General features: G+C 56.4%; 15 protein-coding genes. 8 read left to right on the top strand and 7 right to left on the bottom strand.

Annotated features, from left to right (window positions below):
* Positions 1-1344, top strand: a complete 1344-nt coding sequence (locus tag AC1MEA_RS11010) for a sigma-54-dependent transcriptional regulator (protein WP_480917808.1) — start codon at positions 1-3, stop codon at positions 1342-1344.
* 154 nt (positions 1345-1498) lie between these two features.
* Here the strand turns inward: AC1MEA_RS11010 and thiO are convergent, their stop codons facing one another.
* On the bottom strand, positions 1499-2605 hold the full coding sequence (gene thiO / locus AC1MEA_RS11005; protein ID WP_480917807.1) for a glycine oxidase ThiO: 1107 nt from the start codon (positions 2603-2605) through the stop codon (positions 1499-1501).
* Between the two features lie 324 nt (positions 2606-2929).
* Here thiO and AC1MEA_RS11000 point away from each other — a divergent pair, with 324 nt between their 5' ends.
* From AC1MEA_RS11000 to AC1MEA_RS10975, 6 genes are read left to right on the top strand one after another with little or no spacing between them, the layout of a single operon-like run.
* Positions 2930-3379: a GspH/FimT family pseudopilin gene (locus AC1MEA_RS11000; RefSeq protein WP_480917806.1), complete on the top strand. Its 450-nt coding sequence runs from the start codon at positions 2930-2932 to the stop codon at positions 3377-3379.
* Positions 3370-3906 carry a type IV pilus modification protein PilV gene (gene pilV, locus AC1MEA_RS10995; RefSeq protein ID WP_480917805.1) on the top strand — a complete coding sequence of 179 codons (537 nt, stop codon included), beginning with the start codon at positions 3370-3372 and terminating at the stop codon, positions 3904-3906. The genes AC1MEA_RS11000 and pilV (AC1MEA_RS10995) overlap by 10 nt, the downstream gene beginning before the upstream one ends.
* Positions 3906-4688: a prepilin-type N-terminal cleavage/methylation domain-containing protein gene (locus AC1MEA_RS10990; protein ID WP_449635444.1), complete on the top strand. Its 783-nt coding sequence runs from the start codon at positions 3906-3908 to the stop codon at positions 4686-4688. Before pilV (AC1MEA_RS10995) ends, AC1MEA_RS10990 begins: the two co-directional genes overlap by 1 nt.
* Positions 4685-5194 carry a pilus assembly PilX family protein gene (locus AC1MEA_RS10985; protein ID WP_449635445.1) on the top strand — a complete coding sequence of 170 codons (510 nt, stop codon included), beginning with the start codon at positions 4685-4687 and terminating at the stop codon, positions 5192-5194. The genes AC1MEA_RS10990 and AC1MEA_RS10985 overlap by 4 nt, the downstream gene beginning before the upstream one ends.
* A 27-nt stretch (positions 5195-5221) precedes the next feature.
* Positions 5222-9571: a pilus assembly protein gene (locus tag AC1MEA_RS10980; RefSeq protein WP_449635446.1), complete on the top strand. Its 4350-nt coding sequence runs from the start codon at positions 5222-5224 to the stop codon at positions 9569-9571.
* A 9-nt stretch (positions 9572-9580) separates the two neighbouring features.
* Positions 9581-9988, top strand: coding sequence for a type IV pilin protein (locus AC1MEA_RS10975; RefSeq protein ID WP_449635447.1), 408 nt, complete (start codon positions 9581-9583; stop codon positions 9986-9988).
* A gap of 47 nt (positions 9989-10035) precedes the next feature.
* Here the strand turns inward: AC1MEA_RS10975 and AC1MEA_RS10970 are convergent, their stop codons facing one another.
* From AC1MEA_RS10970 to AC1MEA_RS10950, 5 genes are all read right to left on the bottom strand, one after another.
* The gene (locus AC1MEA_RS10970; protein WP_480917804.1) at positions 10036-10461 is read right to left on the bottom strand and encodes a type IV pilin protein; all 426 of its coding nucleotides are present in this window, start codon (positions 10459-10461) and stop codon (positions 10036-10038) included.
* An 11-nt stretch (positions 10462-10472) separates the two neighbouring features.
* Positions 10473-11006, bottom strand: coding sequence for a pilus assembly PilX family protein (locus tag AC1MEA_RS10965; protein WP_480917803.1), 534 nt, complete (start codon positions 11004-11006; stop codon positions 10473-10475).
* An 11-nt stretch (positions 11007-11017) separates the two neighbouring features.
* On the bottom strand, positions 11018-11722 hold the full coding sequence (locus AC1MEA_RS10960; protein ID WP_480917802.1) for a PilW family protein: 705 nt from the start codon (positions 11720-11722) through the stop codon (positions 11018-11020).
* Positions 11719-12180, bottom strand: coding sequence for a type IV pilus modification protein PilV (gene pilV, locus AC1MEA_RS10955; protein ID WP_480917800.1), 462 nt, complete (start codon positions 12178-12180; stop codon positions 11719-11721). Before pilV (AC1MEA_RS10955) ends, AC1MEA_RS10960 begins: the two co-directional genes overlap by 4 nt.
* Positions 12181-12281: 101 nt before the next feature.
* On the bottom strand, positions 12282-12341 hold the full coding sequence (locus AC1MEA_RS10950) for a prepilin-type N-terminal cleavage/methylation domain-containing protein (RefSeq protein WP_480918125.1): 60 nt from the start codon (positions 12339-12341) through the stop codon (positions 12282-12284).
* Between the two features lie 55 nt (positions 12342-12396).
* Between AC1MEA_RS10950 and AC1MEA_RS10945 the strand changes: the two genes are divergently transcribed.
* Positions 12397-12918 (top strand): GspH/FimT family pseudopilin, encoded by a 522-nt coding sequence (locus tag AC1MEA_RS10945; protein WP_480917798.1) that lies wholly within the window; start codon positions 12397-12399, stop codon positions 12916-12918.
* Positions 12919-12921: 3 nt separating this feature from the next.
* Here the strand turns inward: AC1MEA_RS10945 and ispH are convergent, their stop codons facing one another.
* Positions 12922-13869 carry a 4-hydroxy-3-methylbut-2-enyl diphosphate reductase gene (ispH, locus tag AC1MEA_RS10940; RefSeq protein ID WP_219062593.1) on the bottom strand — a complete coding sequence of 316 codons (948 nt, stop codon included), beginning with the start codon at positions 13867-13869 and terminating at the stop codon, positions 12922-12924.
* Between the last annotated feature and the right edge of the window lie 6 nt (positions 13870-13875).

The following is a 13875-nucleotide window of genomic DNA, read 5'->3' as shown; positions in this document are numbered from 1 at the left end:
ATGAGCCCACGGCAAAAAATCCTGATCGTCGACGATGAACCGGATATCCGCGAACTTCTGGAGATCACGCTGGGGCGGATGAAGCTCGACACCCGCAGCGCACGCAACGTCAAAGAAGCGCGCGACTGGCTGCTGCGCGAGCCTTTCGACCTGTGCCTGACCGACATGCGCATGCCCGATGGCAACGGCCTGGAACTGGTGCAGCACATCCAGCAACGTCACCCGCAGGTGCCGGTCGCGATGATTACCGCGTATGGCAGCCTCGACACCGCGATCAATGCACTCAAAGCCGGGGCCTTCGACTTTTTGACCAAGCCGGTGGACCTCACCCTCCTCCGCGAACTGGTGACCAGCGCCCTGCGCCTGCCCCCCCCGACCCCAGCTGACAGCAGCAGCATCGACAGTCGCTTGCTGGGCAACTCGCCGCCCATGCGTGCGTTGCGCAACCAGATCAGCAAACTGGCCCGCAGTCAGGCGCCGATCTACATCAGTGGCGAGTCGGGCAGCGGCAAAGAGCTGGTTGCGCGTTTGATTCACGAGCAAGGTCCGCGCATCAGCCAACCCTTTATTCCGGTCAACTGCGGCGCAATTCCCACCGAACTCATGGAGAGTGAGTTCTTTGGCCATCGCAAAGGCAGCTTCAGCGGCGCGGTGGAGGACAAGCCCGGATTGTTCCAGGCTGCCAACGGCGGGACGCTGTTCCTTGATGAAGTCGCGGACCTGCCGCTGGCCATGCAGGTCAAGCTGCTGCGCGCTATCCAGGAAAAAGCCGTGCGCTGCGTGGGTGGACAGCAAGAGTTGGTGGTGGACGTGCGCATTCTTTGCGCGACCCACAAAGACCTGAGCGCCGAAGTCGCTGCCGGGCGTTTCCGCCAGGATTTGTACTACCGCCTGAACGTCATCGAACTGCGCGTACCGTCCTTGCGCGAGCGCCGGGAAGACATCGGCCAACTCGCCGACAACGTCCTCCGACGCTTGGCCAATGGCTCGGGCCAGCCCGCTGCGAAGCTCAACGCACACGCGCTGGAGACCCTGAAAAGCTATCGATTCCCCGGCAATGTGCGCGAGCTTGAAAACATACTTGAACGCGCCTACACCCTGTGCGACAACGACCAGATCGACGCCAGCGACCTGCGCCTGGCCGACTCACCCAGCGCCCACGACCCCGACGGCCCCAACCTGGCCGAGATCGACAACCTGGAAGACTACCTGGAAAGCGTCGAGCGCAAGCTCATCCTCCAGGCCCTGGAAGAAACCCGCTGGAACCGCACCGCCGCCGCCCAACGCCTGAACCTGACGTTTCGGTCCATGCGCTATCGGCTGAAGAAACTGGGGCTGGATTGACGGGTTCCACGCTGTCGCGGAGCAACCTCGGTCAATTGTAGGAGCTGTCAAAGGCTGCGATTGGCCACCAAACGACAGCGCCCCGAATACACATAAAGGTCGTTCCGACCTTATCGCAGCCTTCGGCAGCTCCTACATTAAGCAGCCCGGCACCTCAGCCCACCAATCTTCCATCTGGCGCATACGGCGCGGCATCGATGATCGGCTCTCGCCCGGACAGCAGGTCCGACAGCAACTGGCAGGACGCTGGCGCCAGCACCAGACCGTTGCGGAAATGCCCGCAGTTCAGCCACAACCCGTCAAGCCCGGGCACAGGCCCGATGTAGGGGATGCCTTCAGGCGAGCCAGGACGCAGCCCCGCCCAATGCCCCACAACCTCAGCGTCCGCCAGTGCAGGGATCAGCTCAACGGCTGAGGCCTTCAGGCTCTCCAATGCGCTGTCCGTGGTGGTTTTGTCGAAGCCCTCATATTCCAGCGTACTGCCGACAAGGATGTGCCCGTCACGCCGCGGAATCGCGTAGCGACCCTTGGCAAGGATCATCCGAGGCAGGAAATCCGAGGCGCATTTGTACAGGATCATCTGACCCTTGACCGGCTCGACCGGCAGCTCCAGGCCAAGGGTCTTGAGCAGTTCACCACTCCATGCCCCCGCCGCTAGCACCACGCGATCCCCGAGCACGTCACCGGCCGCAGTGTGGACGCCAAGCACCTTGTCACCTTCGCGGATAAAACCACTGACTTCGCACTGCTCATGAAGCGTGACGTTGGGCAGCGCCAGCAAGGCCGCTTTCAGCGATTTCACCAGACGCGGGTTACGCACGTTGGCGACGTTGGCCATGTAGATCGCCCGCGAATACCCCTCGCCTAGCACCGGCACCGCCGCGTAAGCCGCCGAAATATCCACCGCACTCAACGGCCGGTTTTCCCGAACCGCCCACTCCAGTGCTTCTTTTTCATCATCCAGATCGAGCCAATACAGGCCGGTCGTATGCACCTCGGGATCGATGTCCGTGGCCGCAAACAAACGCTCGGCCAATTGCGGATAAAAATCCTGCGACCAATGCGCCAACGCGGTCACCGCCGGGCTATAGCGCCAAGGGTAAAGCGGCGAAACAATACCGCCACCCGCCCAGGACGACTCCTGACCGACGTCGGCACGATCAAGCAAAACAACGCTTTCTACCTCGGCCGCGAGAGTGAACGCGGTCAACAGACCGATCACCCCACCGCCGACGATCACTACTTGCTGATGCTTAGCCATTATTTATCCGACAGTAAAATAAGATATGTGCGCCGTCGAGCTAACGCCCCAGAGGGTACGCGGTCGACGTTTGAGCCTGGTTTCGATTATGGCCCTTGTCACGCGCAACGACGAGAGTTGTGACTGATAGGGATCAAATTGCCACTGGTCTGGTGAATTGCCCGGATATCTATTACATAAGGACTTTCAATCTGAGTAGTATCACGATATTTCAACCTGCAAAATGGAATTCCCGTAATGGATTTCGGCTCTGGCTTCAGACATTCGAAAGCGCATCGCAGCCGTCACAGCCCATGCCCAGCAGGCTCTAATCGAGGATTCACGTTGATCGAATTAGTCGTCACCATGGTCATCGTAGGGATCTTTGCCGCTATTGCGATCCCCAGTTTCAGCAGCCTGATCCATCGAAACAGCGTAACCGCTACAGCCAATGAGTTTTACGACCTGCTGCAATACTCGCGCGGCGAGGCAGTGACACGCGGGACTAAAATCGTCATCAGTGCACCCAGCGCCAATAACGCTGCCTGGAATGGCGACATTGCAGTGAGCATCAAATCTCCGGCTCTCGTACTCAGACAGATTGGCGTCGGCGGACTGCAAACCGGGGTCACCATCACCGCGACAGTCGGCAGTCTCGAGTTCTCGCCCACTGGCAACGCCTCATCGGCAGCCTGCTTTGAATTTAGCTACAACGGAGACGCCGCGATTCAAACCCGATATGTCGGCGTACAAGCGAGCGGCCGTATCAACGCGCCAGCGGGGGCATGCAATTGATAACCGGCACCGCCAGCAAATCTTCCGGTTTCAGCATGATAGAGGTGCTGGTCAGTCTTCTGATCATTGTTATTGGTGTGCTGGGCATGGTCGGCCTGCAAAGCAAGGCGATCCCTTACACCCAGGACTCGGTACAACGAAATTCCGCCATCATGCTCGCCGATGATTTGCTGGAGCTGATCCGAAGTAGCCCGGACTGCAGTACATCTGGCAGTTGTCAGAAACTTCCCGGCGCGACCTTTCCAAGCGCTCCGTCGTCCTGTAGTCCCACACCCGCCAGTTTTAATGACCGGCTGGGATGCTGGGCTGCACAAGCAGCCAGTGCTCTGCCGGGGGCGAGCAACCTGTTAGATAGCACCTTCTACATCTGCTGGAGTTCAACCCCAGGCGACACAACCACTACAAGTTGCGGCTCAGGAAAAGAGCTAGAGATCCAACTGGCGTGGACCGTCAAAACAGCAAGCGACTGCATGGACCCCTCAAACAGCAGTACGACCTGCACTTACAAAATCAGGACGCGCCGGTGATGAGTTCAATGTTCAAAAAAAATAGCGTCCATCGTTTTCAACGAGGTATTTCGTTGATCGAGTTAATGGTTGCCATGACCATCGGCTCTTTTTTAGTGCTCGGCATTACGCAAATCTTTATTACTAGCCAAAAAAACTACCTCTTTCAGCAGAGCCAGCTTGGCAACCAGGAAAATGGACGTTTTGCACTTGTAGTCCTGGGGCAGGAGTTATCCAAAGCGGGCTACCGTAGCAAGCCGACCACCTTATTCGCCGCCAGCAGCGCCGTGGTTTCAGGCTGCAACTTTCCGGAAGGCGCCTCAGTGGTAGCACTCTCGACGACATCCCTGTGTATTCAATACCAAGCCAGTAATCGCGCTGAAATAACGTGCCAAGGTGCTGCGCTGTCGGGCGCAGATCAAGCCACCATCGTCAGTCCTTATGGCCAAATCAACCCACTCATCGTTGAAAAAATCGAGTTTGATAAAAATACGAATTCAATAACCTGCACAACGGGTGGCGCCACACAGCAGTTGGTGACAGGCGTTGCCGATATTCGCTTCGATTACGGCTCCGGGGATAACAAAACAGTGACAGCATTTGGCTCCAGCCCCACCCTGACGGTAGGCGCTGTCCGCTATGCCGCACTGATGCAAAGCGGTAACTCCACGATTCGCGATACCACGACGGTGCCCAAGGTTCTTTCAGACTGGAAAAACCGCTTCGGCGGAACGGTTTCCGACAACACCAAAATTTATCAAATCGTGCAAAGCACCATCATGCTCAGGAACCAGATGCAATGAGTGCCCCCTTGAGCCCACGCCTCACCCTCGTGCCACGCAAGCAAGCAGGGGTGACATTGATAATAGCGATCGTCTTTCTACTGGTGATTACTGTTTTGGGTATTTCCAGCATGCGCGGTGTATCGCTTGAGTCAAGAATCACTGCCAATCTCAAACAGCAAAAAGCACTGATTGGCGCAGCGGAAGCCGGTTTACGTATCGGTGAGAATTGCGACACCTTGAAGGAGTTGGCGCTGCCCGTCGCAGATACCAACATAGATACCCCGCCTCTTTTCACGGCGGCTAATGCCGCAAAAGTGGCAACGTTAACGACTGAATACGCTACTAAAATTCAATGGTATGCAATACCGCTCGGACCGCTCGGGCCGAGTATCGGTAATAACGCAGCCACGGGAGAAGGACTCCATTATTTCGAGATCAACGCCTGCGCATCGACGGTGCTGTGCACCAGCGATACGACCACACGGCGCATCATCCTACGCAGTGTCCTTGCCTGCTCTAAATAATGAATACGCGCCAACACTGGACAACTAATGAACAGTTTAAAAAAATTCCAGATCATTTTCACTGCGCTCACCAGCCTGTGCATTCTCCATTTTTCGACAGCAGAGGCAGCCGCTGTCAGCCAAATCCCCGCGCAATTGCCCCTGTTCGTCAATAGCGCGGTTCCGCCACTTAACATGCTCATTGTCGGGCGCGACCATAAACTTTTTTTCCCAGCGTACAACGACGCCTCAGACCTTGACGGTGACGGATCAATTGATATCCGCTACAAGCCCTCCATCACGTACCTCGGCTATTTTGACTCCAATAAATGCTACACGTATGGAAGCGGCTATTTCTCGCCAACGTCCACGACCGCGACTAAAAAATGCAGCGGCAACTGGAGTGGCGACTATCTAAACTATTTGACCACCTCCAGGGCCGATGCATTACGCAAGGTACTCTACGGCGGCTACCGTTACGTTGATACGGCAACGCAAACCATTTTGTCGCGGGCTTACATCTCTCCAGACGCACACACGTGGGGCAAGGAATATAAGAGCCTCGCGGTGGATGGCTACAACCTTTCCGACTACACGCCGTACGCGAATCCCGACGCTGGAAATTACGCATTGTTTGCCAATAACAGCCAGGGCACTAATGAGTCCACCTCTCCGCCACTGCTCAGGGTTCTCCCCAACATTGCCAACGTCCGTATATTTGGCTGGGTTTCTCGAGAAAGCGTCCAGGGTGGTACCACCGCCACGAATACAAGCTTTACAAACGTTACTGTTGCGCCCACTGACCTCAACGTGAGAGTCGAGGTCTGCAAGACTAACTTCCTGGAAAGCAACTGCAAAATCTATCCCAACGGCCATTACAAACCTACCGGTATTCTTCACGATTACGGTGAAGGCAATCAAATGTATTTCGGCCTGATGACCGGCACGTATACCAACAACCTTCAGGGTGGAGCACTTCGCAAAGCAATGGGCAGCTTTGCAAGCGAAATAGATGCAACTACGGGGATTTTCGGGACCCTATCCGGCTCAACTTATACCAAAGGGGGCATCATCGGAACACTCGACGGCATCAAGCTGAGCCCCACCACTTGCTATATTTATAGCAACATCCTCCCCAACTCCAATTGCCCCAATTGGGGAAATCCGCTTGCTGAAATGATGTTCGAAACCATGCGTTATTTCAGCGGCACCACCGCGCCTACGACCGGCTATCTTTCAGGCTCTGCCGATACCGGGCTCAGCGGACTTACCGTCTGGACTAACCCCTACTCGAGCAGTCCCAACGCTAATGCAACCAACCCGACATACCCCAGTTGCTCCAAACCCTTTGAAACATTGTTCAGCGACGTCAACCCAAACTATGACTCTGACCTCCCCGGGAGCAGCTTTACCACCACGGCAGAGCCAACCGCAACGACAGCTCTGCAAGACCTAAGCGTTTCGACCCTCGGTAGCACAATATGGAACACGGATGTCGGAGGTAGTAAAAGCATCAATATTGGCGAAGTGCTGACCATTAACGACACAGCCCCTACGGCCAAAACAGCATCAAGCTTTGGTTCCATACGAGGGCTCGCGGAAGAACCGACGAAACAGGGAACCTTTAATGCAGGGGCGGTGGCGTACTTTGCGAATACCCACCCGATCACGTCACTTGGCAACCAAAAAGTTCAGACGTTTTCCATTGCGCTCTCGTCAACGCTGCCACGCATCCAGATGCCCGTAGGTACCGGCACTATTACCTTGCTGCCCTTCGGCAAAGTAGTCGGTACCGACGTGACCGAGCAATTTTCCGGTTTTTATATCGACTCACTCTATAACATGCCAGGACAGCCATCGGATGCCACCATCAATGGAGGTCGAGCACGGGCTGTGTTCCGGGTGGTATTCGACGACTGCGGCCAAGGCTGTGACTATGATATGGACGCTATCGTACTGTACACGGTAGCGGTGACTGCAACCGGGACGCTCGACGTTACGCTGCAGACTGTTTACTCGGTATCGGGCTCAGAGTCTCACATGGGGTATACCATTTCGGGTACTACGCATGACGGCATCTATATCGAAGTGACCGGCGGAGGCAGTTTAGCTAAGACAGCTCAATACAGCCTTGACACCCCAGGAACTCAACTTCCCGGGTCATGCAAAAGTCCCGCAAACTGTGCCCTCTTGCCCGGCCGGAAGACCAACAGCGTTATCGTTAATGGCAGTGATACCCATACGCGTAATTTTACGGCGTCATCAACAACGTCTATTACCAACCTGCAGAACCCACTCTGGTACGCCGCCAAGTGGGGCGGTTTCGGTGATGCAGCCAATACAACGAGCAGCCTGCCTGTCGCAGGGCAATGGGACTCGAACACCGCCGGCACCCCTAACAACTACTTCCTGGTGACCAACGCCTCTACCCTGAAAGCTCAATTGTCCAAGGCCTTCAATCAGATTTTGCAGAAGAACAGTGCAGTGGCCGCGCCTGCAGTGTCCCAATCGCTTAGCGCCAGCAACTCAAGCTCTTCGTACGTGAATAGCCTAAACGTCGCCTACTGGAGTGGCGATCTGACCAAGAGCACCACGTCCAGCACGACAACAGGCACAACCACCACCACGACCACCGTGCAAAACTGGGTCGCGAGCCAACAGATGCCCGCGTGGGGGTCGAGACAGATCATGATGGCCAACACGGCCGGCACAGGCTTGCAGAGCTTTACTTACAGCAACCTCTCAAACCTCACGTATGCGGGCGTTCAGCTTCAAACCACCTTGACCTCTGCGCAGGTAGACTTCGTGCGAGGCGACACCAGCAAGGAGACGTCAACCTTTCGCAAGCGCGCCTCGCTGATAGGAGACGTGGTCAACTCCGGACCGGTTGTTGTCAGCACCGCTGACTTCCTGCCTTCTGTCGCCGACACCCTGGATGGCACATCAGGGACCTACGCTACGTTTAAAACCACACAAGCCTCACGCCGCGCCCAAGTATATGTGGGCGCCAACGACGGGATGCTGCACGCTTTCGATACCACCACCGGTGTCGAAAAGTTTGCCTTCATCCCCACCGCCGTCATTTCCAACCTCAGCACCTTAAGCACCAGCACCTATAACTCAGACTCATCACTGCATAAGTATTATGTGGACGGCACCTCTGTGACCTCGGATGTGTACTTTGGCGGTGCATGGCACACCGTACTTGTTGGCACACTGGGGGGCGGGGGGCGTGAAGTTTTCGCACTGGATGTCACTAACCCAGACAACATTACACTGCTGTGGGAGTTTACCTCGCAGACAGACGCCGACCTGGGTTACACCTTTGCGGCACCCGTGATTGCTAAACTGCATTCAGGGGAATGGGGGGTCATCGTTGGCAATGGCTACAATGGCAACAACGGTAATGCGTCGCTGCTTATTCTCAATATTGCCACGGGTGCCACCATTAAAAAACTGGCAACCTCCGTCAGCGGTAATAATGGTTTATCGTCCCCGGTGGTACTCGATGCCAACTCCGACGGCATTGCTGATTACGTGTACGCGGGCGATCTACAGGGCAACGTGTGGCGCTTCGATCTTATCGGCGCAAGTTCACTGACTGACACAGCATCTGCCAGTAGTTTCAAAGTTGCATTTGCCAATAAGCCGCTCTATGCAGCCACCGCAAGCGATACAGCGGGTTCCGCCGTCCAGTCCATTACAGCGCCGCCAACCTTAGTGCGGCACCCGAGCGCAAACGGAATTTTGGTAGTGTTCGGTACCGGCCGCTATTTCACGACGGCGGATAAGTCCACCACCGACCTGCAGACCTTGTACGGCATCTGGGATAAACAGACCGCTGCACAAGCCGCAGCGAGCACGCCAATCCTCGCTCGATCCAGCCTACAGGCGCAAACCATTACGTTGCAGGTCAACAACGCAACCTTTGGCTCATCCACAAGCGCCATACGGACTGTCAGTAAAAACTCCGTCGACTGGGGCAGCAAATCCGGCTGGTACCTGGACCTCGTCGTTGGGAGCTCGCTAATCGGTGAACGCCTGGTTGATCCCATAATCCCTTTCGGCAGTGTACTGTTTGCGTCAACACGAACACCGAGCACAGATGTGTGTACCCCCGGCATCACCGGATGGACGTATGGCCTTGATCCAACGACGGGAGGGCGAACCAGCTTTTCGGTGTTCAACCTGTCCAGAAATGGCACCGTTTCCGACTCTGACAAATACAATGACACCGTCGTAAGCGGCTTCAGCACGGCCGCAGGTGGTTTTGTTGTGACATCCAAATCTAATGGATCCGGCAGCGTGAACATTGAAAACAACATCGACACCCTCGGCGCGTACACCGGGCCCAATTTTAATGGCCGTCAAACCTGGCGCGTTATTCCCTCGCCTTAGGAATTAAGCATGCGTAATGTCACGAAAGCACAACACGGCTTCACCCTGATCGAACTGATGATCACCGTGGCAATCATCGGCATCCTTACCGCGATTGCTTACCCTAGCTATACGACGTACGTGCAACGCGGCTATCGCTCCGAAGGCATCGGAATGCTGGCAGACGGGGTTGCGAGGATGGAGCGTTACTATGCTCAAAACAATAGCTACGCAGCCGCAGATTTGGCCGCTATAGGCATTACCAACGCCGCATCCCAAAGTGGAAAATATGTCATCAGTTTCAACGGAGCTACAGGCGCTGCAACTTATTCACTTCAGGTAGTCCCACAAGGCGCACAGGCCAATGATGGGTGCGGAACATTGAGCATTAATCAAACCGGCACAAAATCACCTGTCACCGCTAATTGCTGGAAATAATTCCTCCTGACCTACGACCCTGTTGTGGGGCCGTTGTATATGACGGGTTAACGGCTCCAGCACAACAGCGTTATAGCCCCACCGGCCATGTTGAGGTTGTCGCGTTTGCCAGTATTGTCGATTACAAAACTGCCGCATTTATCACCCTTCATCATGGCCGTTCCGATAGGCGTGGCGGTCAGGGTAAATGCCTGAGCATTCGTGCGATCCGCGACGACAGCGTAGAACGCGTTTCCGGCAGAGACCTCAAGCGTCACAGAAGGCGGACCGGGAACATCGGAATACTGCCCATTACGCGAATAAAACCGCTCCAGGTGCTGGGCGGTTTCCGAGAGCAGTCCGGCGATTTCGGCGCGATGGGTTCTCTTCACATATTCTGTGTAGCTCGGGTATGCGACAGCCGACAGAATGCCTACTATCGCCACGACGATAATCAGTTCGATCAAGGTGAGGCCTTCATTCTGCCGATGCATGGGTTCCCTCTTCACTGTATTTGCCGCCACATGATTCGGCGGCTAACGCCATAGACGCTCTCCAGCACCGTCCGGGAACCGCCCTGCACACCCACTCCAGTGATGCGGTACAACGTCCATTGTTCTGGCTCTTGCGATCCAGTCACCGGTCGCACATTGACGGGGTCCGTTGTTATGGCGAAATTTTGCACAGCATAAAAACCGCCACTGACGGCTACCCACGTCACGCCTGACGCCGAACGCGGACCGGCTGCCGTCAAGGTGATCGCCTCAGGGGGAGGTGCACAGGTGGTGACTGTCGGACAGGCCGGCAGCGAGTAATCGGGCCGTTGCACGGCTGACTCGCCTATCCGCAAGGCGGCCTCCGCGAACTGGAAAGACTCGTTGCGCAGCTTCACGCTACCGGCCATTTTTTCCTGAAGGGTCGCATTCTGCATTGACGACAGGCAGCTCAACGTCAGCAACAGCAGGAAGACCAGACTGATCAACAACACCGTCCCACGTTGCGAACGCGCAAGCCCCGGACTGACCCCAAACGTTTTCATACTGACGCCCCCTACCCTAGCCGGTTGCGCAGGGCTGCCACGACACTGAATGTCTGGCTTTTGACCCTGTTGGCCGAATCCGATAACGTCATGGACACCCGAATACTTCGGATAAGTGCAGGGTCTTCAGGGTTGGCGGTATACCGTGAAACGACGGTATCCGAGGCGGTAGCGGCAACACCGAAAAGCACATCGAACGCACTGACGTTATTGATCAGTACCAGAGGACCAAGCAATACCTCATGACGGCGACTGCGGTAGGTGTATTCGACCTTACGGATCGGGAACGCCAGCTCACCTTCCTTCAAACCCGGGGCATTTAGACCGGAATAAGCGGTGGCGAATGACGCGCAGTCAGAATGCACAATCCAACTCGGTGTACCGCCCCCAATGCCGACGTCAGCTGTCATCAGTGTCAATTTCTGTGCACTACTGTCCCAATGGATCGGCGTACGTTGGGCGGCCATAAAATCGCCCGTTGCACTGGAGTCCTTCACCGTCGCCAGGCAGCCGAACATGCCAACCATGCGGAGTTCCTGAATCATTTTGCTCAGCACGAATCGCGCATCCTCTTGCATGCTGGCTGACGCGTTCTGGCTGATATAGGTGCTCTTGGCGCTGGTGAGTATTTGGATAAGGGCCAGCGTAATGACCAATCCCAATGTCATCGCCACCATGATTTCGATCAACCCAAAGCCCTTGGACAGGTTGTTCATCGGACCACCAGCGGGTCGATTGCGACGCGACTCTTCAAGGTAAATGTCTGCAGACTGCCCGGTGCGTTAACGGCACGGGAGTCGTTCCAGGTGATGGTTATCGTGACTGCGCGCGTGGCCACTGCAATGGCGGCAGCCGCGTCCAGGCCCGCGAAGTCGGTGACATGGGTGGCGAAGTCGAAGAGGTCTTGATCGCGCGGCGCGGCGAGATTGCCAGCCGTCGGTGCATCACCCAAGGAGGCCAGCGTGTAATCCCCCTCCGGGTTGGCGCGTATGCGATCCATCATGTCGTAGGCGATGAAACTGGCCTGACTGCTCAGGGTGGCGCTGTCGGTGTACTTCAGTGCATTGAGCTGCATAGCCGCTGCACCGAGCAAACCGATGGCGAGGATGAGCACTGAGATCAGTACTTCGATCAACGTCATCCCGACTTGGGAATGTTTGTTTCCATCACGCATCAACAGGCTCCATCCAGACCAATCCGTCCAGACCATTGAAGCCGATGAAAGGGATGTACGTGGTCTCGCGAGCAATCTGATTTGTAACTATTCCGCTCCGTTCATGCCGACACAGCGACTAACAATTCAATCAGGCTGAAGCCCTTGGAGCGATGGCGCATCGGGTGTCTTCTTGACGACCCGCTCGACACCCCATTTCCAGGAAGGAAGCCCCACATGAAGCAAACAGGTTTTGGCCTCATCCAGCTACTGACAGGGATCACGCTGATCGCGATTGTCGCCCAGTTTGCCGTTCCGGGGTTTACCCAATTGATTGAAGCCCAGCGTCGTGATGACGCAGCCCGGCAGTTGGCCAGCGGAATACGTTCAGCACGCACCGAAGCGATCATGCGCAATCAGGTGGTGTTGATCCATGCGATAGACGATGACTGGAGTCTGGGCTGGCGGATTATTGTCGACCACAACGGTGCGGGTGCAGGAGACGAGAGTAATCCGGTGCTGGTGGAGCGGGCGAGTAGTGGGAAAGTCCCGATTGTCGGCAATACCCCGGTGAAGCGTTTTGTACGCTTCAACGGCCTGGGGGCGCCACTGCATGCGAGTGGCGGCTTTTTGGCCGGGACGCTCCACGTTTGTGACCCGAAACAATCTGCCAGTTACTACCAGGTGGCGCTGTCGAAAACCGGGCGGGTCAGTCTCAGAAGCAACAAAACCGAAAACAAGCTTTGCCGCCCGGTATAGCACTCAAAGCAACGACTTCACCCGCAGTTCCTTGGGCATAGAGAACGTGACGTTCTCTTCACGGCCAACCAGCTCATCAGCGCCGGTTGCACCCCAGGCGTGCAGTTGCTGAATTACGCCGCGCACCAGCACTTCCGGGGCCGAGGCGCCTGCGGTGATGCCGATCCGCGCGACGCCATCAAACCAGCTGCGCTGCAGGTCTTCCGCGCCATCGATCAGGTAGGCCGGAGTGGACATGCGTTCCGCCAGCTCGCGCAGACGGTTGGAGTTGGAGCTGTTCGGGCTGCCGACCACTAACACCACGTCGCACTCGTCTGCCAGTTGCTTGACCGCGTCCTGGCGGTTTTGCGTGGCGTAGCAGATGTCGTCCTTGCGTGGGCCGCCAATGCTCGGGAAGCGCGTGCGCAGGGCATCGATGACGCGACTGGTGTCGTCCATGGACAACGTCGTCTGGGTCACGAACGCCAGGCTTTCCGGGTTGCGCACTTGCAGGTTGGCGACATCATCTTCGTCTTCGACCAGGTAAATCGCCCCGCCGTTGCTGGCGTCGTATTGGCCCATGGTGCCTTCGACTTCCGGGTGTCCGGCATGGCCGATCAGGATGCACTCGCGACCGTCACGGCTGTAGCGCGCAACCTCGATGTGCACCTTGGTTACCAGCGGGCACGTGGCGTCGAATACTTTCAAGCCACGACCAGAGGCCTCGGTGCGCACGGCCTGGGACACGCCGTGGGCACTGAAAATCACGATGACGTCATCCGGCACCTGATCCAGCTCTTCGACGAAGATCGCGCCACGTGCGCGCAGGTCTTCGACGACGAATTTGTTGTGAACCACTTCATGGCGCACGTAAATCGGCGGGCCAAACACTTCAAGTGCGCGGTTGACGATTTCGATCGCACGGTCAACGCCCGCGCAGAAGCCACGTGGGTTGGCGAGTTTGATTTGCATGCGGTG

Source organism: Pseudomonas sp. ASL8, from assembly GCF_056680355.1.
The sequence above is the reverse complement of the archived record's forward strand: the minus strand, read 5'-3'. Positions and strand labels throughout refer to the sequence as shown.